Source organism: Paenibacillus sanguinis 2301083 = DSM 16941 (assembly GCF_000374825.1).
Lineage (GTDB): Bacteria > Bacillota > Bacilli > Paenibacillales > Paenibacillaceae > Fontibacillus > Fontibacillus sanguinis.
Map to the genome: position 1 here is coordinate 51,603 of NZ_KB895387.1, position 23,873 is coordinate 75,475.

Annotated in this window: 20 protein-coding genes; 4 read left to right on the forward strand and 16 right to left on the reverse strand. The window is 50.7% G+C overall.

The window, feature by feature from the left end:
* Positions 1-307: 307 nt before the first annotated feature.
* The 3 genes from C557_RS0117255 to C557_RS0117265 all read right to left on the reverse strand — a co-directional run bounded on the left by C557_RS0117255 (position 308) and on the right by C557_RS0117265 (position 2,300).
* Positions 308-751: a disulfide oxidoreductase gene (locus tag C557_RS0117255; protein ID WP_018753141.1), complete on the reverse strand. Its 444-nt coding sequence runs from the start codon at positions 749-751 to the stop codon at positions 308-310.
* A gap of 18 nt (positions 752-769) precedes the next feature.
* Positions 770-1,477, reverse strand: coding sequence for a DsbA family protein (locus C557_RS0117260; RefSeq protein ID WP_018753142.1), 708 nt, complete (start codon positions 1,475-1,477; stop codon positions 770-772).
* A 184-nt stretch (positions 1,478-1,661) separates the two neighbouring features.
* A complete protein-coding gene (locus tag C557_RS0117265) occupies positions 1,662-2,300 on the reverse strand; it encodes a 50S ribosomal protein L25 (protein WP_018753143.1) in 639 nt (212 codons plus the stop codon).
* Positions 2,301-2,554: 254 nt separating this feature from the next.
* On the opposite strand from C557_RS0117265, the gene ppk1 reads away from it, so the two are divergent.
* Complete coding sequence (gene ppk1 / locus C557_RS0117270) at positions 2,555-4,660, forward strand: polyphosphate kinase 1 (RefSeq protein ID WP_018753144.1); 2,106 nt, start codon at positions 2,555-2,557, stop codon at positions 4,658-4,660.
* Here the strand turns inward: ppk1 and C557_RS0117275 are convergent.
* The 10 genes from C557_RS0117275 to C557_RS0117320 form a co-directional block, all read right to left on the reverse strand.
* A complete protein-coding gene (locus C557_RS0117275) occupies positions 4,626-6,164 on the reverse strand; it encodes a Ppx/GppA phosphatase family protein (protein ID WP_018753145.1) in 1,539 nt (512 codons plus the stop codon). The two genes, ppk1 and C557_RS0117275, sit on opposite strands and share 35 nt — an antisense overlap.
* 213 nt (positions 6,165-6,377) lie before the next feature.
* On the reverse strand, positions 6,378-8,090 hold the full coding sequence (gene ptsP / locus C557_RS0117280) for a phosphoenolpyruvate--protein phosphotransferase (RefSeq protein ID WP_018753146.1): 1,713 nt from the start codon (positions 8,088-8,090) through the stop codon (positions 6,378-6,380).
* Positions 8,083-8,358 carry an HPr family phosphocarrier protein gene (locus C557_RS0117285; RefSeq protein ID WP_018753147.1) on the reverse strand — a complete coding sequence of 92 codons (276 nt, stop codon included), beginning with the start codon at positions 8,356-8,358 and terminating at the stop codon, positions 8,083-8,085. The genes ptsP and C557_RS0117285 overlap by 8 nt, the downstream gene beginning before the upstream one ends.
* 302 nt (positions 8,359-8,660) lie before the next feature.
* A complete protein-coding gene (gene glcT, locus C557_RS0117290; protein ID WP_018753148.1) occupies positions 8,661-9,506 on the reverse strand; it encodes a glucose PTS transporter transcription antiterminator GlcT in 846 nt (281 codons plus the stop codon).
* Positions 9,507-9,754: 248 nt separating this feature from the next.
* On the reverse strand, positions 9,755-11,341 hold the full coding sequence (locus C557_RS0117295; protein WP_018753149.1) for a flotillin family protein: 1,587 nt from the start codon (positions 11,339-11,341) through the stop codon (positions 9,755-9,757).
* A gap of 47 nt (positions 11,342-11,388) precedes the next feature.
* Positions 11,389-11,919 carry an NfeD family membrane protein gene (locus C557_RS0117300; protein WP_018753150.1) on the reverse strand — a complete coding sequence of 177 codons (531 nt, stop codon included), beginning with the start codon at positions 11,917-11,919 and terminating at the stop codon, positions 11,389-11,391.
* 194 nt (positions 11,920-12,113) lie between these two features.
* Positions 12,114-13,277 carry an iron-containing alcohol dehydrogenase gene (locus C557_RS0117305; protein ID WP_018753151.1) on the reverse strand — a complete coding sequence of 388 codons (1,164 nt, stop codon included), beginning with the start codon at positions 13,275-13,277 and terminating at the stop codon, positions 12,114-12,116.
* Between the two features lie 190 nt (positions 13,278-13,467).
* Complete coding sequence (locus C557_RS0117310; RefSeq protein ID WP_018753152.1) at positions 13,468-15,045, reverse strand: UDP-glucose--hexose-1-phosphate uridylyltransferase; 1,578 nt, start codon at positions 15,043-15,045, stop codon at positions 13,468-13,470.
* A 15-nt stretch (positions 15,046-15,060) separates the two neighbouring features.
* The gene (gene galE / locus C557_RS0117315) at positions 15,061-16,047 is read right to left on the reverse strand and encodes a UDP-glucose 4-epimerase GalE (protein WP_018753153.1); all 987 of its coding nucleotides are present in this window, start codon (positions 16,045-16,047) and stop codon (positions 15,061-15,063) included.
* Between the two features lies 1 nt (position 16,048).
* On the reverse strand, positions 16,049-17,227 hold the full coding sequence (locus C557_RS0117320) for a galactokinase (RefSeq protein WP_018753154.1): 1,179 nt from the start codon (positions 17,225-17,227) through the stop codon (positions 16,049-16,051).
* Between the two features lie 178 nt (positions 17,228-17,405).
* Here C557_RS0117320 and C557_RS0117325 point away from each other — a divergent pair, with 178 nt between their 5' ends.
* Positions 17,406-18,272 carry an AraC family transcriptional regulator gene (locus tag C557_RS0117325; RefSeq protein WP_018753155.1) on the forward strand — a complete coding sequence of 289 codons (867 nt, stop codon included), beginning with the start codon at positions 17,406-17,408 and terminating at the stop codon, positions 18,270-18,272.
* Between the two features lie 11 nt (positions 18,273-18,283).
* Here the strand turns inward: C557_RS0117325 and C557_RS0117330 are convergent, their stop codons facing one another.
* Positions 18,284-19,057, reverse strand: coding sequence for an NAD-dependent protein deacylase (locus C557_RS0117330; RefSeq protein WP_018753156.1), 774 nt, complete (start codon positions 19,055-19,057; stop codon positions 18,284-18,286).
* A 15-nt stretch (positions 19,058-19,072) separates the two neighbouring features.
* Entirely contained in the window at positions 19,073-19,849 is a 777-nt protein-coding gene (locus C557_RS0117335) for an HAD family hydrolase (RefSeq protein ID WP_018753157.1), read from the reverse strand.
* A gap of 228 nt (positions 19,850-20,077) precedes the next feature.
* Between C557_RS0117335 and C557_RS0117340 the strand changes: the two genes are divergently transcribed.
* On the forward strand, positions 20,078-20,332 hold the full coding sequence (locus C557_RS0117340) for a KGG domain-containing protein (protein WP_018753158.1): 255 nt from the start codon (positions 20,078-20,080) through the stop codon (positions 20,330-20,332).
* A 193-nt stretch (positions 20,333-20,525) separates the two neighbouring features.
* Complete coding sequence (ilvD, locus tag C557_RS0117345) at positions 20,526-22,211, forward strand: dihydroxy-acid dehydratase (protein WP_018753159.1); 1,686 nt, start codon at positions 20,526-20,528, stop codon at positions 22,209-22,211.
* A gap of 89 nt (positions 22,212-22,300) precedes the next feature.
* Here the strand turns inward: ilvD and C557_RS0117350 are convergent, their stop codons facing one another.
* Positions 22,301-23,770, reverse strand: coding sequence for a polysaccharide deacetylase family protein (locus tag C557_RS0117350; protein WP_018753160.1), 1,470 nt, complete (start codon positions 23,768-23,770; stop codon positions 22,301-22,303).
* Between the last annotated feature and the right edge of the window lie 103 nt (positions 23,771-23,873).

The window sequence follows — 23,873 nt, forward strand, 5'->3', positions numbered from 1 at the left end:
TTCTAGCTCATCTAATCCAAGCAGCCCATTCATCCCCTCAACCGAAAATTACAATATTTCACACTTCATTTCAGAGAGAAATCCTTGTCGCGCCACCTTGTCTCCTGGCATAAGAAAAACATCTATTGATGTACTATCTTTGAAGCCAGACCACGTTAAGCGGTAGTTTTTCTTGCGATTATTGAATCGTTCAGCTCCGCTGAAAACTTATAAATTCTATAATCTTAAAAAAAACGCCCGCACAGCCAAAAGCTGCATGGACGTTACATCATAATAAATAAAAATCAGGCCAATTTTCAACATTCTTCTAGTCCTCAATCTGTTCCTCATCGGGCTTCTGCCGAGCCGCTAACAGGAACAGCACAATCAATACGGCCGCCATCAGCGCCATGAAGGGAATGGTAATGAAACCGAGCCAGCCGCTCCCCAGATAATCCACATTGCACGGAATCCCTACCTTACAGGGGAGCCACCGTGACAACGCAGGAATTTTTTGCTCAGCATAATGATATACAGAAATTACACCACCTACACTGCTAAGCAACACTGAATACGGAATGATATGTCGATCCTGACGATACGCTGCCACTCCAAGCAGCAGAACCTGAGGATACATGAAAATACGTTGGAACCAGCACAAACGGCAAGGCTCATAATGAAGCACTTCACTCAGGTACAGGCTGCCCGCCGTTGCCACCAGCGCCACCAGCCAGGCCAGATAAATGCCGTAATTCCTCAAAAAAGCACGCATACCTTGTTATCCCTCCGTCTATCGTGCCAATTCCAGATCAATAGCCTTCTTCAATGACTCATAATCCGCGGAACCTGCATATTTAATACCGTTGATGAAGAAGGTTGGCGTAGTGTCCACCCTCAACTCGTTCCCTTGAGCCAGGTGCGCCTCAACCTCACTCTGATAAGTCGCTTCGGCAATATCTTGTTGCAGCAGATCGTAATCAATCGGCAATTCCAATTGCTTGGCCAGTTCTACCAGGAAATCCTGAGAGGCCCAACCGGCATTTTCCTCTCCCTGACGTTCGTAAATTGCATCAAAATAAGTCCAGAAGGCTTCCTGATCCTGATGATACACAGCTTGCGCAGCCAATGCCGCCGTGAAGGAATCCGTGCCGAGAAACGGCAGATTCATGAAGTAAAAGGCGACCTTGCCTTCATCTATATAATCTTTAACCAGGTTTGGCTTAACCAGTTCATTAACGCTCTTGCAAGCCGGGCATTGATAATCCCCGAACTCCACCACTTTGACCGGCGCATCAGCTTGTCCCAATGCAGGCAGATTGGCATAATCAAATTCAGCAGCTTTCGGAGCGGGCTGGAACGCCAATACGGCAATGATCAGGACCATCAGCAGTCCTACCGTCGTGAACCAGATCAAACGTCTCATTTTCATTTTTTGCTGTTCTTTCAATTGCTCGGCTTTGCGCCGGGCCAAGGCATTCGTTTTGGTTTTTGGCGGCATGCGACCCCTTCTTTCCTTTTTATTTAAATTTTATACAATCCTGCAACCATTCTAGTTACAAAAGCTGGATTCGTCAAGCTGAACGAAAAAAGCAGGCCATCCCTGAAATATTGCCCGGGATAACCTGCCTTCCACGAACCTTAAACGCATTTCTTATTCCTGACAAACAGCTCCGCGATCAGGCTTAGCCCTCGTCCGTATCCGTGCCTTTAGCCTCAGCCGCTGATTCATTATCCGTCGAATCCACGTCCTCCGCCGCCGTATCCACTGCTTGCTGCAGAACAACCGCAAGCACCTCATCCGGATGAGCGTGCAGAATAATGCCTTCTGGCAGCTTGACCTCGCTGGCTGTCAGCTTGTCACCGACCTCAAGCGGAGTAATATCTATCTCCAGGCTTGCGGGCAATACGCCCGGCAGCCCTTCTACCTCTAGTTCCGTAGCCTGAAATTGCAGGATTCCTCCAACCTTGGTGCCTTTCGCTATACCCGTGAAGCTCAAAGGTACCTTTACGCGAATTGGCTTGTTTTTGGATACCTGCTGAAAGTCGGCATGAATAATTTCTCCCTTGCGCTGTTGAAGATCCTTGATCAACACAGGCAAGGTTTGCCCTCCTTCAACCTTCAGATCGAAGAATTCCGATCTTCCCGTACGTGCTGCCTTCACAAGCTGCTTGACATCCACATGAACCGCAAGGCTCTCGGACTCGCCTCCGTAAACAACAGCCGGAACACGACCATTTTCTCTCAACTTGCGCAGCGAAGAGCGATGGAATTCCGTTCTGGGCGTAACGCTTAGTTGGAACGTGTGATGGTTCGTACTCATCTTGCAACAACCTCCTCAGAATAGTTCCCTGTCTGACGCATATCAACGCCATACTCATATATTACCCATCTTTAACAACAACCTACCAAGAAACTCTCTTTTTTGCGAATAAACTTTACATAGAGTTATAATTTTTACATATAGTTTACAAAAGTATGCAATTTGCTTCTTTTCGGCATAGTAAAATGAGGAGGAGGACAGCTATCTTGGTTGTTCCTCAGTCAGAATCGTCACTTAAAGCGGAGGTCATACAAATGGCGCTTACGGAAATCAAAAAACAAGGACCACGGTATTTGAACCGCGATCTCAGTTGGGTGGAATTTAATCGGCGTGTGCTAATGGAAGCCAAGGATTCAAGCACTCCATTGCTGGAGAGGGCCAAATTTCTATCCATCGTCTCCAGCAACCTGGATGAATTCATGAGTGTACGCGTTGCCGGCATACAGGATCAAATCCGCGCCGGATATATCAAGAAAGACTTTACCGGCTATACCCCTGCCGGATTGTACAAGCGTCTGATTACACGCATCTCCAGCATGGTTACTGAACAATACCGTACCTATCGGGAAATATCCAGACAGCTTGTTCGGGAAAATATCATGTTCCTCAAATACGATGATTTGAATATGGCGCAGCGCAAATCGATGGAGGCCTACTACCATGATATCGTCTTTCCGGTCCTCACCCCGATGGCCGTCGATCAGAGCCGCCCTTTTCCACTGGTACATACAGGATTCGTCTATTTAGCCGTTGTGCTCAAGAGAGAAAATGAGGCACAAATCGATGAAAACGGGGAAGAGAAATCCCCTTATTTTGCCATTGTGCAAATTCCTTCAAACTTGTCGAGAATCATTCCGTTGCCAAATCACTCCAACAGCAAGAAGCAATCATTCATTCTTATTGAAGAACTGATCCGCCATCATATCCAAACGTTGTTCAGCGGTTACGAACCGCTGGCCGTGCATGAATTCAGACTGACCCGCAATGCGGACCTGGCCTTCGATGAAGAAGGGGCCGAGGATTTGCTGGAGGAGATCGAGAAGGAACTGCGGAAGCGGCGGTGGGGCTCACCCGTCAGATTGGAAATTCAGAAGGGAACTCACCCTTACACGCTTGAATTGCTGGAGGAGGAGTTTGAGGTGGGGGAAGCGATCTTCGAGATTGACGGACCGCTGGATCTCGGATTTCTCAGCCGTCTGCCCGGCGCAGTGAAGGGATATCCCAAGCTCCGTTATCCTCAGATCGATCCTGTATACCCTCGGGAATTCGGGCACAACACTGATTTCTTTGAGGTGTTGCAGGAGCGCGATGTGCTGATGTACCATCCTTACGAGAGCTTTGACGCAGTTACCGATTTTATTGACCAGGCCGCAGAGGACCCAGCGGTTATGGCCATCAAGATGACCCTCTACCGGGTCAGTGGCAACTCTCCGCTAATCCAGGCGCTAGCCCATGCCGCCGAATCAGGCAAACAGGTCACAGTCGTCGTGGAACTGAAAGCGCGCTTTGACGAGGAACGCAACATTGCCTGGGCGCGCACGCTGGAGAAGGCCGGCTGCCATGTCGTTTATGGCTTGGTCGGATTGAAGACCCACGCGAAGATTTTGCTTGTTGTTCGTCAGGAAGGCCGCGACCTCAAACGCTACATCCATGTGGGAACCGGCAACTACAACGATACCACAGCCCGGCTGTATACTGATATCGGCTTATTTACGACCGATCCGCTCATCGGAGAAGATGCTTCCCAGTTGTTCAACCTGATTACGGGCTATTCGGAAGCCGGACATTGGAAAGCATTAACTGTAGCCCCTACAAGCATGAAGGACAAGCTGTTCGAGCTGATCCAGCGTGAAGCCGAACATGCCGCTGCCGGAAAACCGGCGCGAATCATAGCCAAGATGAACTCCTTATCCAATCAGGAAATGATCGATCAGTTATATGAGGCCTCCTCGGCCGGTGTCCCAATCGATCTGATTGTCCGTGGGGTTTGCTGTCTCCGCCCTGGCGTTGAAGGACTTAGTGAGCAGATTACCGTACGCAGTATTGTAGACCGCTTCCTGGAGCACTCCCGCATCTATTATTTCGAGAACGGAGGGCAACCGGAGGTATTCATCTCAAGTGCGGACTGGATGACGCGCAACCTGACTCGCCGGATTGAGTTGATGTGTCCGGTCACCAAGGAAGACACCCGGGAGACCTTAGTGCAGATTTTGCAGCTATCCCTTGCTGATAATGTCAAAGCAAAAAGGCTGGTATCCAGTGGAAAGTATGAACCGATCCGCAATACTCAGCCAGATTGCCGCAGTCAATTCTCCGCTCACCAGATTAATCTGTGGAAGACGGATGAACCGACCAATTGAGTGTAATTCCCCAAGCCCGCTTGAAGCTTTTGGCCGCAGTCGTAAGCTGCCTGATCTCCAGGTAAGTCTGACTGCGGCTTAATAGTTTCAGCCGCAAGGTTTCCCCTTTTAACGCTATTTCCCAAATTTGCAATGACTGTGTCTCGCTAGCATCCATAGCAAGGGCAACCTCCACCAAAGCGCCCAATCTTTCAATTAATTCATCATCCTTATCCTTAAGCAAACCGCGGTATATACCAAAGTTGATCTTCTTGCCGTGGTTTGCGGGATAATCGACAATCAAGCTGCATATGACCGCTTCCCGATGCGTTAAGGCCCCGAGAGGCGCCTGAGTCATCCAGTACAAGGTATGCTTATCGTATTGATGGTAGCGAATATCCCCACCGATCTTATACAGGCGCGAGGCGGTCTGTAAGAGTCGGCTGATTTGGGGGTCTTCCTCCCCCGCCGCCAGTAAATGATAAAGCTGCTCAGCATGACGGCTGACTTGCCGGAAATGCTCACGTGGAGCTTGGGTATGGAAGGTTAGCAAAGTCTCTGCCTGACGATCCAGCACCTCGTCCGCAGCAGGCAGCTCCAGCCCCAGCGTATTTTGAAGCAGGCCCTCACGCAATCCAGCGCCGCTGACCTGGCAGCAAATGGCCCCGATACGCCGGAGAACCGTGTGCAGGATGAGCGTACCCGGCACAATAATATCCGCCCGCGATTTGGATAAGCCATCCAGGCGCTTACGCTTCTCCAGCGGCAGGTCGGGCAGCGTTTTGGCATAATGCTGGAGGCTATCCGTCTCCAAGCGATAGTTATGGGCCAGACGAAGTGGATATTTTCGCCGCCGCTGATCCAGCTTGCCAAGCGTCCGGATGGTCCCTCCCAGGCCGATAAGCGGCAAGCCGGGATGCGCCTCAATCCAAGGTAAGTCGCTCAGCAAGCGCTCCACCTCGTCTTGCAGCCGCTCGATCTGCTCAGCCGCCCAAGGCTCTGAAGCCGGTCCGAATCTGACCTGGGCATTCACCGCTCCAATGGGCAGCGATACGCTGCTTAGCATGCGGCGCCCCAGAAACAACGCAATCTCCGTACTCCCTCCGCCGATATCAATAATAAAGCCGTCCTCGTTGGTCATCCCCCCTGCTACGGCTACGAAACCATAATAAGCTTCCTGCTCCCCGGAGAGAATTTCAATATCGAGGCCTGTCTCAGCTTCCAGCAAAACTTTGATGTCTTCGGCATTCGCCGCATTTCGGATAGCTGCCGTAGCTGCAACCCGGATATGCCCGCAAGAGTAAGCTTGGCACACTTCGCGAAACTGGCGCAAAATAGGGACAATGGACAGAATTTCTGCCTGCTCCATCGCTCCCTCTCGATTCATCTTTTCACTCAACCGTGCCGATTCTTTTTTTTCGTTAATCAGACGGTAAGCCCCTTGTGGCGCGGTCTCATAAATTGCCAGTCGAATAGAGTTGGAACCAATGTCAATAATACCTATATTAGTGTGGTTAGTCTGCATATAAAGTTACTCCTGTGTTCATTAATAGAGGTTGTTCAAAAAATCATCCTTGGATCACAAAGAGAGTTCGAGATTTTGAACTCGCACTAATAATCGATTTTATCTCACTTTATCCCAAAAGCGGGCAAAAATAAACCATATCGCAAAAAAAACCGGCGCACAACGGCGCCGGCCTATAGGAAACCCGTAAAACGGTTGGAAAAGCTAACCCTGCTATTCTTTGATGCTGCGAACCAATTCGACCACTTGCTCAGCGGTCTGCATTTGCAATGCTTTGGCTGCCAGTGACTGCATCTCTGCTCTGGACAACCGGGAAATTTGCGAACGTGCCGGCAAAATCGAAGTGGCGCTCATGCTGAATTCATCAAGGCCCAAGCCAAGCAGCAGCGGAATCGCCGTTGCGTCGCCCGCCATTTCGCCACACATGCCAGCCCATTTGCCCTCCTTGTGCGCTGCCTCAATCACCATGCTCACCAGGCGCAGAATCGCCGGGTTGTATGGCTGATACAGGTAGGAGACACGTTCATTCATGCGGTCTGCGGCCATCGTGTATTGAATAAGGTCATTGGTTCCGATACTAAAAAAGTCAACTTCCTTCGCGAACTGATCCGCCAGAACGGCAGTTGAAGGAATTTCCACCATAATGCCCAGTTGGATTTCTTCAGATACTTGAACGCCTTCAGCCTTCAACTTGTCCTTCTCTTCCAGCAGCAGCGCCTTGGCTGCCCGGAATTCATCCAAGGTAGCGATCATCGGGAACATAATCCGCAATGATCCGTATACACTAGCCCGCAGCAATGCGCGAAGCTGGGTACGGAAGATGTCCTTCTGCTCCAGACACAGGCGAATAGCCCGGAAGCCCAGGAACGGATTCATTTCCTTCGGCAGGTTCAGATAAGGAAGCTCCTTGTCGCCACCGATATCAAGCGTTCTGACTACGACTGGCTTGCCCTCCATCTTCTCCAATACAGTCTTGTAGGCGTTGAACTGGATATCCTCGGAAGGCAGCTCTGTACGTCCCATGTAGAGGAATTCGGTCCGGTACAGGCCTACGCCCTCTCCGCCATTCTCAAGCACGCCCACTACATCATTAGGAGTCCCGATATTAGCCGCAAGCTCCACATGTACGCCGTCTTTGGACTCTGTTTTCACCCCGCGAAGCTTCTTCCATTCCTCGATTTGACGAAGATGCTTGTCGCGTTTGTCCGTATATTCCCGGATAACTTCTTCGCTAGGATTCACAATAACATGACCATCCAGACCATCCACAATTACAAGATCACCGCTATTCACTTGCTCCAGCACATCCTTGGTTCCCACGACAGCCGGAATCTCCAGGGAACGAGCCATAATCGCAGAGTGCGAGGTGCGTCCACCGATATTTGTGGTGAAGCCTTTGACATAATTGCGGTTTAATTGCGCTGTATCCGATGGCGTCAAATCCTCAGCGATGACAATAACCTCTTCGCTGATATCGGCCGGGTTGACATAGGTCAACCCAAGCAGATGAGTCAGGACACGCTTGGTAACGTCTCGCATATCCGCTGCACGCTCTTTGAGATAAGCGCTTTTCATGTTCTCGAACATGGTGATGAATTCTGATGCTGTTTCATCCAGCGCAAATTCTGCACTAACCTTGGTCGATCCAATTCTATCGCGAACCGGTGTCAGCAGCTCCGGATCGTTTAAGATCAGTAAGTGAGATTCAAAAATTTCCGCCTTTTTCTCACCAAGCTCTTTAAGGGTGCGCTCTTTAATCGCCTCAAGCTCCTGCTGAGATTTTGCCAACGCATCATCCAGCCGCGCAAGCTCTGCGGCCGGATCAGCAGCCTCCCGGCGAGTTACCGTGTAGTCGGGATGCTCCAGCTTGAATGCCTTGGCAATAGCCACGCCGGCGGAAGCGGCAATACCGGCAATCTTAAGCATTCACTTCTCCCAACCCTTCATTGACCATCACATCTGTGAGCGCTTGAAGAGCATCTGCTGCTTCTTCTCCTTCAACGATCAGCTTGAACGAGTCCCCTTGCTCCAAGCCCAGGGACAATACGCCAAGAATAGACTTCAATGTTACTTTTTTGCCGTTAGCCTCTGCAAAGGATTCGGCCCCTTTAAATTTATTTGCTGTATTAACCAGTGCCGTAGCCGGGCGTGCGTGGATTCCATCCTCATCGGTAATTCTGAACGTTCTTTCCATATTCAATCCTCTCGCTTTCTGTTTATAATTTAAGTAAATGTTTATGATACGCTCCCTTTATTGTAAGGGATTGCGATAACCAAAGCCAAATGTGTGAGCAAAAAATAAAAGCATGAGCTAATAAAGTTTCCTCTCATGTATCAAAGCTTATCTAGGGATATGTTACCCCGGATTAACGCGATACAATCAAAAAAACTATAATCAACTCATGCCTGATCGAATCAGTCACACATTGTGATTATGAAGTTAATTGGTTACAACTCAAAAGTATAACAGAGCTTTTTTTTACATGCAAGCGTAGTCTACTGAACATTTTCCGGAGCAACCCGGTGCAAATGCATCGTCAAGTAACTGACTTCCGCTTGATACACCGGCATATTCAAACGTTGCTCCATGATCAGAGTTAGCTTCTCGGCCAACAGATAAAGCGAAGGATACTCCTTCTTCAACAAGCTAGCCAGCTTATCCACTTCACTGACCTGCTCGCCCCGGCGTACCCGCTCAATAGCAAAACGCAAATGCGTTAACAACCGGGAGTAATCCAGGGAATCCCTCAAAATCGAGAAGTGGAGCTCCTCCTCAATCACCTTGACCAGATCGGCTATCAATTGGGCGTGTCCACGAACCTCGCTAATATGGCGATTAGTCATGGCACTGTTGATGTGCAAGGCCACGAACCCCACCTCGTCTTCGCCCAGGTCAACCCCCATCTTGCGATGAATCAAATCAATGGCATATTCCGCCAGTTCAAACTCCAACGGATATATTTCCTTTGTTTCAAACAAGAAGGGATTATGAAAAGCGATATCCTGCTCTGCGCGCTTGATGGCGAACGCCAGATGATCGGTCAGGGCGATATGGATATGCTCATTAAGCTGTACATCCGTCTTTCCGGAAATATACATAATGATCTCGCCAATCGTCTCGATCAACTGCTCATCCACCTGGGGCACGAGTTGCTTATATTGCTCCTGCTCCTGCTGACTTGTGAGAATAAACAGCTTCTCAACAGCGTCCAGCGGGATAGAGTCTCCTGTCTTGCGATTAAATCCGATGCCTTTGCCGATCACAACGACCTCGCCATGCTCCGGGTGTCTTGCAATAATGACGTTGTTGTTCAACACTTTGGCTACGCTTAGGCTGTTCACAATCGGTTGCACCTCTTCTTGTCTGATTCTAGTAAATCGCTGACATCCATTATAATCGATCTAATTCGCTTCTGTCAGCCGATTTGACAGCATTTGAAAGCGTCCTCGCCCAAACGGGCGGGACGCTGAATCTACTTCATGTATTTATCTCTATGTCAAATTACCTCTCTCCATAGACATTGTCAAGCAGCAACCAGCGAAATTTTATGAACAATTGAGGACTTTCGGCTGGTAGTTCACCGCTCTTTTTAGATTTGAGGGTCCTGAGGAGGCTCTACGCTCTTTGGAGCCGGATTTTCAGCTTGTGGCCGTGGTGGAAGAACAGCAGCCGGTTTGCTCTCAACCGGAGTCGCGACCGGATTTGGCGTAGAAGCCACCTTGCCCTTGGTCAAGCCCTGAATCAGCTTATCCAGTTCAATCCCCGATACACTCTTAAGCATATCCGGTGCCGTGGCCATCAGTTCAGTCACATAATTGCTAACCCGTGCGGCGCCTTCGCCTTTCCCCGTATCCACTACAGTCAACTTATCGATGCTAGACAACGGCTCGGCAATTTGACGAGCCAGGTCAGGCAGCATTTTGACCACAATATCCAACACGGCGGCTTCGCCAAATTTCTGGAACGCCTCGGCCAATTTCTCCTTTGCTTCGGCTTCAGCCAGACCACGCAAGCGGATAATTTCCGCATCGGCAGTACCTTTGGCACGTTCGGCATCCGCAATAGCCAGACCTTCCAGACGCTTCTGTTCAGCAGAAGCCTTCGCTTGAGTTTCGATCGAATATTGCAGGGCATCCGCTTCACGCATTTTACGGGCTTTGTCGGCTTCTGCCGCTTGTTCGACCGCATAACGATCCGCGTCCGCTTTCTTCTTCACCTCAGCATCATATTGTTTCTCGCGAACCGTAATTTCCTTTTCTTGCAGATCAATTTCCCGTTCCTTACGCACGAGCTCAACCTTCATTTGTTCCTCGACCATCGTTTGCTTGGCCTTGGCCTCCTGAATATGGTAAGCCTGATCCGCTTCTGCTTTCGCCGTATCCTGATCCTTCTTAAAGGAGGCTACCTTAAGCTCCTTATCCTTCTCGGCTTCCGCAATGTTGGTATCACGCAGCAGTTCGGCCTTCTGCCCGGATTCCTCAGCAAGCGCCTTCTGAACCCGCGCATCCCGCAGCGCTTCCGCCTCGGCGATATCCGCATCGCGCTTAACCGCAGCGATCCGTGGTTTACCCAGCGCTTCCAGATATCCGTGCTTGTCTCTTACGTCCTTAATGGTGAATGAGACAATTTGCAGCCCCATCTTCTTCAGGTCGCGCGCCGCAACACCTTGCACTTCCTGAGCAAACTTGTCGCGGTTGCGGTATACTTCCTCAACCGTCATAGAGCCCAGGATGGAACGCAGATGGCCTTCCAGCACTTCCTGCGCCTCGCCCTTCAGCGATTCGATGGGCTTACCCATGAATTGCTCGGCCGCTGTCGCCACATCCTCGATGGAGCTCCCCACCTTAATAATTGCCACGCCATCAGCCGATACCGGAACGCCCTGCTCCGTATATACCTCAGGGGTCATAACATCAAGCTTGTGAGACAGCAATGACATGAATTCGGCCTTTTGGAAGATAGGCCAGATGAATGCACCGCCGCCGCGCACAATTTTGATTTTACGGCCGGACTGGTCATCGGAAATATTTTTGTTGCCCAGGAATGAACCGGTAACGATCATCGCCTCATCCGGGCTGACCGTTTTGTATCTGGCCCAAAAGGCCAGCCCCAGAATCAGAATTACCCCAATAATGATCAAAGGAATAAACAAAAAATCCGGAATGCTTTCAAACAACTCACACCAGCTCCCTCTTCTTCTTGATTACATACCTCGTTTCGTTGCTACAATGAGCCAGTATCCAGTTCCGACACCTGCACAATTCCTTCCTTTGTCGTATCGACCACCACGACGGATGTCCCGGCGGGAATGTCCTTGCGGTCCCAGCTCGAAGCGATATGAATCGTGTTGCCGGCGACCAGACGGATCATAATTTCCCCATAGCCCTGTGCCGGAATCGGAACGGTGACCTCACCCATTTTTCCGGGCAGCTCGGAGCTTGAGAAGCCGGTCGAATTTTCGCTATTTTCCATGGGCTTCACGTAGGCAAAATAGACTAACACCGATAATATCCCTGCGATCAAAATAGCGGAAATCACGATGCCTGCCGGGCCAAGCTCAGTATACCGGCTTAGCAAGATACCAGCTCCACCAAAGCATGTAACCGCCGAGGCCGAGATGACCGGATTCAGGAAATCAACAGACATAAAATCGAGCAGACCGTCCAGCCAGCTTCCAACCAAATCACCCAGCACCGCGCTGATAACCGCGAACAGAGCACCGCCGACAAAGCAACCCCAAAACAGCGCTTCCACCTTTCTCCCCCCCTCTGCCCAAAATGTAACTTTAAGAGCTAGTTCAAAAAACCATTTTTGATCGCGCAGAAAATCCGGCTTTTTAAACCACGCACTCTAATGGTTCATACGTTCTACCAGCCGTTTTGTTTCAAAAAACAGCCGGACTACAGGGCCAAGACCCCTAGACCGGCTTGGTAAAGTGCGTCTTCCTTTTACAAGGACATGCGATAAATCTCCAGTACATCGGCTTTGTCCAGCACCGCAAAATTGCCGAAGGGACCAAAGCGGACCGCTTTGTCAGCCATTGCCTCAAGTTGGCTGTCATCAATGCCATAATCGGCCAGACGGCTTGGGGCCCCGATGGAAGACCAGAAGGACCGCAGCGCTGCAATGCCCTCAAGAGCAACCGTCTCATCGTCCTTGCCAGCAGGATCGATATGGAATACCTTCTCTGCCAGACGCTTAAACCGGGCGACGTCATGCTGCAGGTTATATTTCATCCAGTTCGGAAATAAAATAGCCAACCCGCCGCCATGGGGAATATCGTACACTGCGGACACGGCATGCTCGATATTATGTGTAGCCCAGTCACCGGCATAACCCATGTCGAGTATTCCGTTCAAGGCCATCGTGCCGCAAAGCAATATGGTTGCCCGATGCTCCTTATTCTGTAAATCCCGGGCCAGCTTGGGAGCCGTTTCAATAACAGTACGCAATAAGGCTTCGGAAAATTCGTCCTGCAGCGAAGTATTGCTCGTATGATGGAAATAATGCTCGAACACATGCGACATAATATCAACCATGCCATATACGGTTTGTTCCTTGGGTAATGTAGCCGTATAATGCGGATCAAGAATGGAAAATGCGGGATAGGCGAGTTGGCTGCCCCAGCCCAGCTTCTCCTGCGTAGCTTCGTTGGTTATGACGGAGTTCCCGTTCATCTCTGAGCCCGTAGCAGCCATCGTCAGCACCATACCTAGGGGAAGAGACTCCTTCGGCAGCGCCTTACGCTCGGCAAAATCCCACATATCACCTTCATATTTGGCCCCTACGGCAATCGCCTTGGCGCAGTCGAGCACACTTCCTCCCCCAACAGCCAGGATCAATTCAATTCCCTCCGACTTGCACAGCTCAACACCACGATGAACGGTCGACAGACGCGGATTGGGTTCAACACCGGGCAGCTCCGTGCATATGGCCCCAATCTCTTGCAAAATAGCAATGATCTCGTCGTACAAACCACTGCGTTTAATACTGCCTCCGCCATAAACGAGCAACACCTTGTGCCCATATGCGGGTATTTCAGCTCTTAATGCTTCCAATTGACCTTTTCCAAAAATAAGCTTCGTTGGATTATGAAACACAAAATTGTCCAATCCTTATTCCTCCCCGCTTGTTATGTATCACTTGAATAATATTTACATCAACGTAAAGGCCTTCCACCTCTAATTATACCGCCAAAGACAAGCCAATCACAAACCAAAAACACGACTTCGGCTCCAGCCCCCAAGCAAAGAGGCCGTCCCGGTCTAAATCATCCGAGACGGCCTTGATTTTTGTTCACAATTATAGCTTGCCATAACCCGCCGATACGACAAAACGCACAAATGCCGCTCGTCCTTCGGCGTTGTTCTTGAACACGCCCGCATGCTCAAGAATCTCGGCAAATTTACGCCCGACCTGATCCCGGAGCAAGGCATCTGCTGCCTCCAGGGTTAACGTTCCGCCGGCATTTGCCATTAGTTCCTTGACCCATTCAGCATGTACAGCCAAACGGGCGTCAGGATCGGACACAGTCTGCTCATACAGAGCGGTGTTACCCGCCAGGATATCCGCGATGCCTGCCAATTCTTCCTTCAAGCGGCCTGGGAGAATAGCAAGGCCCATCACCTCAATCAGTCCGATGTTCTCCTTCTTGATGTGATGCATCTCGCGATGGGGATGGAAAATACCTTCCGGATGCTCCATGCTCGTGCGGTTGTTCCGCAGCACAATGTCCGCTTCATATCCCCCGTCCCTGCTACGCCTTACGATAGGAGTCACTGTATTATGCGGCACCGATTCACCGTTTTCCTGGCTAAAAGCCAGCACGTCTACAGCCGGATCACTGTAAACCTTCCACTTTTCATAGATATCATTCGCCGCTTCCAGCACAGTTGCAGGATCCTTCCCGTTCAGCCGAAGCACCGACATCGGCCAATGAACAATGCCTGCGGTGACCCCGGCGAAGCGGGGATGAGCATAGGAAATTTCCACAGGCGCCTGTTCCAGAGGGAAGGTATGTCTTCCCCCTTGAAAATGATCATGCGTCAAGATCGAGCCGCCCACAATTGGCAAGTCAGCGTTGGAACCAATAAAGTAATGAGGAAATGCTGTCGTGAAATCCAGCAACCGTCTAAACGTATTCCGCGTCAGCTTCATGGGGACATGGTCGCGGTGGAACACGATGCAGTGCTCGTTGTAATAGACATACGGCGAATATTGGAAGAACCAGGGCTCCTCATTTAACGTTAGCGGAATAACTCTCAGATTTTGTCTGGCCGGATGATTCAGCCGTCCGGCATAACCGACATTTTCCCGGCAAAGCTGGCATTTGGGATAAATCGGCGGAGGCAATAGCTTAGCCATGGCGATTTCTTTCGGATTTTTCTCGGGCTTCGACAAGTTGATCGTAATTTGCATCTCCCCGTATGTCGTGGGCTGATTCCAGGCTACATTTTGCTGTACCCGATCCATGCGAATATAGTTGCTATCCACCGATAGCTTGTAGAAAGCTTGGGTAGCCGCTTCGATGCCCTGCTCGCCTTCCGTTTTGCGGAAGACAGCAATCGTCTCGGACGGACGTGGCATCAGCAAGCCCATAATTTTGGCATCCAGAAGGTCCCGATAAGTTGCCGTATTCTCTGGAATGAGTCCAATATCGAGACCGTAATCAATCAAAACTTCAAGTGGCTCCTGAGGTCCCTGCAATACCTCCGCAGCTATATCACCATCATAGGGTTCATCGAAAGCAAACAGCTCCAGCAAGCGGTTCCGCGAATAGTCTACATCCCATCCATCGATCATCCCTTGCTCAAGCGCGTAATGGACCAAGCGTTCAATGGCATATCGGGCTTCCGGGCCCTTGTTCTCTCCTGCTCCCATCGCTTCTCTCACCCCTTAATCATTGTAGCCGCTCGGATGGCTCTCATGCCATCGCCATGCACTCTGGATAATATCCTCCAGCTTGTCGCGGGAAGGCTGCCAGCCCAGAACAGACCGCGCTTTATCCGACGAAGCAATCAATACGGCCGGGTCTCCGGAGCGACGTGGACTAATGACAACTGGAAATTCACGGCCGGTCACATTTTTTACCGCCTCGATGACTTGTTTTACCGAAAAGCCCTGCCCGTTGCCCAAGTTAAACACATCGCTTGCTCCGCCATTCAGCAAATGAGCAACCGCACGCAGATGAGCATCAGCCAAGTCGCTCACATGAATATAATCACGGACACAGGTACCGTCCAGGGTGTTATAGTCATCACCGAACACTTGAATCGATGGGCGCTTGCCCAAAGCCGCTTCAATAATCAACGGAATCAAGTGGCTTTCCGGACGATGATCCTCGCCAATTCTGCCGCCCTCATGGGCGCCAGCAGCGTTGAAGTAACGCAAGGATACATACTTAATACCGAGCACCTGATCGAACCAGGCCATCATCCGCTCCATAGTCAGCTTCGTTTCGCCATAAACATTGGTTGGGCGGGTTGGGTCGCTCTCTTCAATCGGCACTTTTTCAGGTTCGCCATAGGTGGCTGCTGTCGAAGAGAAAACGATCTTGCGCACATCTGCCTGATCCATTGCTTCCAGCAGGCATAACGTGCCGTACACGTTATTATCATAGTATTTGACCGGATCCTTCATACTCTCGCCTACCAAGGAATTGGCCGCAAAATGAATGACGGCCTCGATAGAATTCTCCGAGAATAATTTGGCCAACAACGCCTTATCACGCAGATCGCCTTCGTAGAATTTCCCGCCCAGCACTGCCTCGCGATGTCCGGACTGCAAATTGTCAATGACGACAACCTCTTTGCCTTGAGTGAGTAGCGCCGCTACCGTATGCGAGCCGATATAGCCCGCTCCACCAGTCACCAGAATTGCCATTCTACTTCTCCCCTTTCATTTCATGTACCCCATCGCCTACGCCACATACATAGAACTCGCCTTCCAGCCTGGTCCGCTCCTGATAAGCCTTGCCTACCTCGGCCACAAAGCGATCTACAGATGCCTCATGCACCAAGGATACCGTGCAGCCTCCAAAGCCGGCTCCGGTCATCCGTGCGCCAAGCGTGCCTTCGATCTTGCGAGCTTCCTCAACCATGACATCGAGTTCCAGACAGCTCACCTCATATAAATCACGGAGTGAATCATGCGAAGCATTCATCAGTTCGCCAAAGGCCTTCAAATCGTCGCCGCTGAGCGCCTCCACCGATTGCAGTACCCGAGCATTCTCCTCTACGACATGCCTGGCTCGCTTGTATAATACCTCGTTATCAAAATCTCCCTTCCACTGCTCTAGCTGTTCCGGCTTCAGATGGGCCAGGTAATTTAATTCAGGCACGCGTTTTTGCAACATTTCCAGCGCGGCATCACACTCTGAGCGACGCTCATTATACTTGGAATCAACCAGCCCGCGCCGTTTCTTCGTGTTGCTGATGACCAGCTTATACTCGCCGGTGCGGAACGGAACCAACTTGTACTCCAGCGTGTCACACATCAGGAGAATCGCATGGTTCTGCGCTCCGTTAGCCACTGCGAACTGATCCATAATCCCGCTGTTCACACCTACATACTGGTTCTCCACCCGTTGAGACAGCCTGGCGATCTCCACCTTGTCCATCTCCTTGCCCTCCATACTTAACAAGGCAAAGGCAGTAACCACTTCGAGCGAGGCGGAGGACGACAGGCCGGATCCATTAGGAATTTCTCCGTGGAACAACAGGTCATACCCACTCGTTAGCGGGATGCCCATCTTCTTCAACTCCACAGCAACCCCGATCGGATAATCGGTCCATTCACCTGTTTTTTCTCTTCCCAGTTCCTCCAAGGCCATTTCTGTAGTAAAAGGAAGATTTGTTGAAGCAAAAAATACCTTGCCGTCCTGACGCTTGCGAATAGCCAGTGACGTGCCAAACTCTAAAGCTGCCGGAAATACGTAACCCCCGTTATAATCGATATGTTCGCCGATCAGGTTAACGCGTCCTGGCGCATTGAACACGCGCAGCTCGGCCCCGCTAGGCTCATATTTAGACATAAACAATTGTTCCATTTCCTGTTTGTTCATTGGTTAACACCCCATCGTCATGGAATCATTACTTTATGTATCCAGTATAATAAAGACAGGCCGGATTGATAATGAAGGATTGCGAGTTGTATATAGATAAATGTGACTTCCAGAGGTAGAATATAAGCTGGACAGACGTTAGGATAGAAGAAGAACAAGCTAAAGGAGTCGAGCTGGCATGAATCGAGAAACCTACAGCGCAGCAGCTAATCCCGAACTAGAAGAGGCTCAGGAACTGCACGTGCTGTTTGCAGGGGAAAGCCAGACCCTGCCGGAGCATCGACTGGGACCCAAGGTGTACGATTATTTCCTGCTGCACTTTGTAGAGCAGGGTAAGGGTAGTTTCTATACCGAATCCGCTGCTTATGATTTACATGAGGGAGATTGCTTTCTGATTCTCCCCGAGCAGCTAGTCAGCTATGCGTCGGACTTGACTGAGCCCTGGCGTTACCGCTGGATCGCCTTTGCCGGAACAAGAGCCGCTGAGCTGGTTCAACAGGCGGGGTTTGCACCGGAGCAACCGGTGTTCCGTCATGGTCCGGGCAGTCCAATCCCGGCTATGCTGGACCACATCCTGCGCGCCTTCCAAAGCAAAAAGACCAGCGCTCATTTATTATCGCTAGGTCTTCTCTATCAACTGATGGGCGCTGCTCAAGAGACGTTGGTCAAGGAATCGGCCCTACCCGCCGGTGAAGCGGGCGTACAACGCATCGTCAAGCAGATGATTCACTATATGGCCAGCCAGTACGCCCATCCGGTATCCATCGAACAAATGTGCGCTTCATTAGGATACAATCGCGCTTATCTGTCCCGCATCTTTAAGCGGGCTACCGGACTGGCTCCAGTTACATACCTGCTGAAGCTGAGAATTGATAAATCCAGGCAGCTTCTTCGCGAGCGCCCGGAACTATCCATCGAGCAAATTGCCGCCTCCGTCGGGCTGACTGATCCGCTGTATTTCTCGCGGCAATTCCGGCGCTTCCATCATGAATCACCCAGTGAATACCGCCGGTCTGTCAGCGGTACTGGTAAGCCAGCCCTCTAGCCTCCTTATCCTTATCGCTCTTGAACCCCTGAAGCATCGGCAGAGCCAAAGCCCAGACGTCTCCCAACTTCACCCAATACCGCACCAATCGGTTCGGTGATGAGCAGATTTGCCCGGTGGTCATAGGCTGTAGCCGAAGCGTTGAGCAATACGGCCCGTTCTCCGCGAAAATAAGTGACCAGATGCGCCGCAGGCTGTACCGTTAGCGAAGTCCCCCCAATCAACAGCATATCCGCTCCGGCGATAGCCGCCACAGTGCGCTCGATAACTCCATCATCCAGGCTTTCTCCATACAGCACTACATCCGGTTTGATCACACCTCCGCAACTGCAATAGGCCACAGTATGCTCGCTCCTCATTACCTCATCCAAAGTATACGTCCGTCCGCAACCCAGGCAGGTATTGCGATGGATCGATCCATGAAGCTCAAGCACCTTCCGGCTTCCAGCCTGCTGATGTAATCCGTCTATATTTTGCGTAATGACCGCATCCAGCTTCCCCGCCCGCTCTAATTCAGCCAGAAATATATGAGCTGCATTGGGCTTCGCTTCAGGATGGATCATCTTGGTCTTGTAAAAATCATAAAACACCTCCGGATGTTGATCAAAAAACCGACGGCTTAAAATCTCTTCCGGGGCATAGGGCGTATCGTTCTCCATCTGATAAATGCCCGCAGCGGAGCGAAAATCGGGAATCCCGCTCTCTGTAGATACCCCTGCACCACCAAAAAATACGATTCTTCCGCTCTCCTTCACCCAGGCGGTCAATTGCTCTATAGCTGTCATATGATCCTCTCCCTTCTATTCAATCGCCAACTCAGCGTATCCTTGAATCAGGACATCGGCATCTCTGAGATACGAAATAGCTGTATCTAATTCCTCATTGACCTCGGCCAGCCCTATCGTCAGGCGAACTCCGGCATAACGTCCCATCTGCATGTCCGCATTACTATCCCCGATGACTATGGCTTCCCCGGGCTCAACCCCAAGCTCCTGACAGGCCAGCAGCGCCATATCCGGCTCCGGCTTGCCTCGCTTGACCCGATCCCGCCCCACAATGCTGCCGAATTCATCCTGGATTCCCATCCATGTCAAATGCTCTATGGCTTCGGCAGTACCGTCAGAGGTAACAACGGCCAGCTTCAACCCGGCAGCTCGGCACATCTGTACGAACTCATATAGTCCCGGAAGTGGCCTGGCCTCCCGCCTTTCTCTCAGCTCAGCCATGGCCAAGGCGTTAAGCCTACGCACCGCCATAATCGCTTCGTTCCACGGAAGTCCGGCGGCGTACAGGGAAGCGGCTAATAAGGCCGTGACCTCTTCTTCTGTTCCCATAGCGAGAGGACCCTTTTTATCATAAGCTACAACCCGCCCTGTCTCATCCATCTGCACCCCCGGCAAAATGGCTGCCTGGAGCGCCTCAGCGAACCCCAGTGCGGTAAGCTCCTGCCGAACCAAACGAATCAGCATTTCTGCCCAACTGCCCCAAAGTCCCATAAAATGCAGGATTGTTCCATCCTTATCAAATAATATAGCCTGACACTCTATTTCCCGACCTTGTACCTGAATGATCGCCATGATTCACCTGCCCCTTCATAGATCGCATACCGTTAAACCTGCTTTCCTGATTATAACATTTCCATCAGCCTGTGACGCCTAATGACATTTAAGGCCTCGCCACATTAAGGTCACCCAAAGGGGGACTTTGGGCGTTATTTCAACTTTCTCTGCCCAGGCTCGTTTCAAAATGGATATACGTGGTAAATAGAACATACGCAGTCCAAAAATGGCGCAAGGAGGGATAGGATGGCACGAAATCACAACAAAATGACCCGGGAAGAGGCCGGACGTCTGGGCGGACTGGCCACTGCCAAAAATCACGGAAAGCAATTTTACCAAGAAATTGGGCAAAAAGGCGGCGAAGCAACTTCCCGAACTCATGATCGGGATTTTTATCAGGAAATCGGCCAAAAAGGCGGCGAAGCAACCTCCCAAAAACATGATAAGGACTTTTATCGAAAAATTGGCCGTAAAGGCGGGGAATCCCGCAATAAAGCTTAACCAATTGATTGTAGCGTCTAAATCTCCGGAAATCCGGGGATTTTTTTATTTGCGTAGAAGAAATCGCCACCCCATGCGGGCTCTCCCATAGATATGCTGTAGAAAAACCTATCTACTTGTGATAGACTTTAGAGAAAACCTTTAGCGGTGTAAAGCTTCAAAATACACTCTATACCTGGGGGGAGAAGGAAACATGACAGCCAAGAAAATGCGTTCAGATATGATCAAAAAAGGCTTCGACCGTGCGCCTCACCGCAGTTTGCTGCGAGCAGCCGGCGTCAAGGAAGAAGATTTCGGCAAACCGTTCATTGCGGTTTGTAACTCTTATATTGATATCGTGCCTGGACATGTACATCTGCAAGAGTTCGGCAAGATCGTTAAAGAAGCCATCCGCGAAGCCGGGGGCGTCCCTTTCGAATTCAACACCATCGGGGTAGATGACGGCATTGCCATGGGACACATCGGCATGCGTTACTCCTTGCCCAGCCGGGAGATTATTGCGGATTCGCTGGAGACTGTCGTTTCCGCTCACTGGTTCGACGGTATGGTCTGCATTCCCAACTGTGATAAAATTACGCCCGGTATGATGATGGGCGCCCTGCGCGTTAATATTCCGACGGTCTTCGTTAGCGGCGGGCCAATGAAGGCGGGCGTGGATAGCAAGGGACGCAAGCTTTCGCTTACCTCCGTCTTTGAAGGCGTTGGCGCACACCAAGCTGGACAAATTGACGATAAAGAACTGCTTGAACTTGAACAATATGGCTGTCCTACCTGCGGCTCCTGCTCCGGGATGTTCACAGCCAACTCCATGAACTGTCTGGCTGAGGCCTTGGGCCTGGCGTTGCCTGGCAACGGAACAATCCTTGCCATTGCTGATGAGCGCCGTGACTTCGTACGTCAGTCGGCTAAACAATTGATGGAATTGATCAAGCTGGATCTGAAGCCGCGGGATATCGTAACCAAGGAATCTATCGACAATGCGTTTGCACTGGACATGGCGATGGGCGGGTCCACCAATACGGTGCTGCATACCCTCGCTTTGGCTCAGGAAGCCGGCATCGATTATTCCCTGGAGCGGATTAACGAAGTGGCCAACCGTGTGCCTCACATTGCCAAGCTTGCACCCGCTTCCGACCTGTTCATCGAAGATGTACACCGCGCCGGAGGCGTCAGCGCCGTCATTAACGAGCTGTTGAAGAAGCCGGGAGCCGTGTTCGGCGATCAAATGACCGTCACCGGCAAGACACTTGCAGAGAATGTAGCCGGCTGCGAAATCACCGATCACAGTGTAATTCGTCCGATCGACAACCCTCACTCTGAAAAAGGCGGGCTTGCGATTTTATACGGTAACCTGGCGCCAGAAGGCTCCGTTATCAAGGTAGGTGCCGTCGATCCATCCGTAGGAGGCTATCACAAAGGACCGGCTATCTGCTTCGACTCTCAAGAAGAAGCCCTGGAGGGTATCGCTTCGGGGAAAGTCAAGGAAGGCAGCGTTGTGGTCATTCGTTATGAAGGCCCTAAAGGTGGTCCGGGAATGCCGGAAATGCTGGCCCCAACCTCGCAAATCGTCGGGATGGGACTGGGCGCCAAGGTCGGCTTGATAACCGATGGTCGGTTCTCTGGAGCCTCCCGCGGCATCAGTATCGGCCATATCTCTCCGGAAGCTGCGGAGGGGGGACCGATTGCCTTCGTCGAAGACGGTGATATCATTGAACTGGACCTTAACAACCGCAAAATTGAATTGCATGTCAGCGATGAGGAACTGAACAGCCGCAGAGCAAATTGGCAGGGCTTTGAGCCAAAGGTCAAAACAGGCTACCTGGCTCGCTACTCCAAGCTTGTTACAAACGCCAGCTCCGGCGGTGTCATGAGAATTTAACCACTGTATGGATTTCAACTTAAGAAGCCGTTCCCCGCTGATACATGCGGGGAACGGCTTCTTTCATAAATATTACGCGTTCAACATATTTAAGACCGAGTGGGTACAGTTGCTGCTGCCCCCAATAATGCTTCCTCTTCAAGCTCTTCAGACTCCGGCTGGGCCTCAACCGCAGGCAATTCTTTCTTGACAGTTTCCTTACCCACCGTATGCTGACGATGAGAACCATCCTCCGTGAAAGTCCCCAGCAAGTGATCGATCGGCATCACGATCATTTTGGGCACAAGCTCCAGGGAGCCCTTCACCCTTGAGGTTCCTGCCGGATGAATCACACTCATTAACAATTTCAAATAAATTTGGGAGGACCAAGCGAACCAGCCCTTGGGCAAATCCGTAACGATAAAACCAAACTGCTCCGGCCCCCTGTTGATCATGCTGACGCCATACAGAGCTTTCACATCCTTTAACTCAGGATGCTCGAGGATATATTGGGCCAGCTTTGGCAAGCTTTTCTCTACGCCTCGAATCATCTGAATAGCCAGTTGTACCGATGTTCTCGAACGTATCCCGAACTCATACAGCTTCCGGTTGTCAAAGTGAAGCTCCATCACCCTATCACCATTGCTCAGTGATTTTCCTTGGTTTAAGGGAATCGTCTGGCCGTGATATGGGCGAATTCGGAAATGCAACAACGGCTCCGGTTGATTTGGCGTTTTGATCTGAAATAAAATGTGGAACAGCTTCTCCCACAACAACCACAAGAATACCACAATTCGCTTGAACCCAGAGATTTTCACAGCCCCCTTACGCTTAGTGACGGCAGCCGCAGGCTCCTTGGGCTTTAGCCGGGCCTTCTCTCCATCCTGAATGATCATATCGTCAATTCGGATGCTTTGCAGACCACGATCATCCGCCACCTTTAATACCCGTTCCAACGCTGTCAGCATTTCTCCGGGAGCCTTGCTATTGGCCCCGAGAGTTGAACCGCAGTCATGAAGCAGAAATACCTCTCCGCCCCGCAGCTTCTTCACCATGCGTTTGTACAAACGGTTAGCTCCAACCCTCTGCCTCCAGTCCCCAAACATCGCTGACCATAACACAATTTGCGTATTGTTACGGTTGGTGAAGTCGAATAAATTGACAATTCCCCATGGAGGACGGTAGTAGTGGGAATCAATGCCAGTAACCTGACGAATAATCGCATTGGTCTTCTGGATTTGCTTCTTCACCTCTGCCGGTCCCATAAGCCAGTTGGTCTTATGTACATAGTTATGCGAACCGATCAAGTGTCCCTCCTCATGAATGCGTTGCAGGATCTCGGGATACTTCTCTGCATGGGAGCCAACGACGAAGAAGGTCGCCTTGGCATCATGACGCTTAAGCAGATCAAGCAATCGCGGCGTATATTCCGGGTCGGGACCATCATCGAAGGTCAGGGCAAATTTATCAGCTGTGGTTCCCTGCTTAAACACACGAAAGCCAAAAATTCGAGTAATTAATCCAGGTACAAACGCATAGAGCGTCGAGATGTAAAATAGCCATAGCAGCAAAGTCTCCATATTCTGCTTCCCCACTTTTCTATGATCAATGACCTTGGCATGCTTTTAAAAAGCATGGTATCTACACTATTTTATCACAGACACCGGTAGATTAGGCTCATTA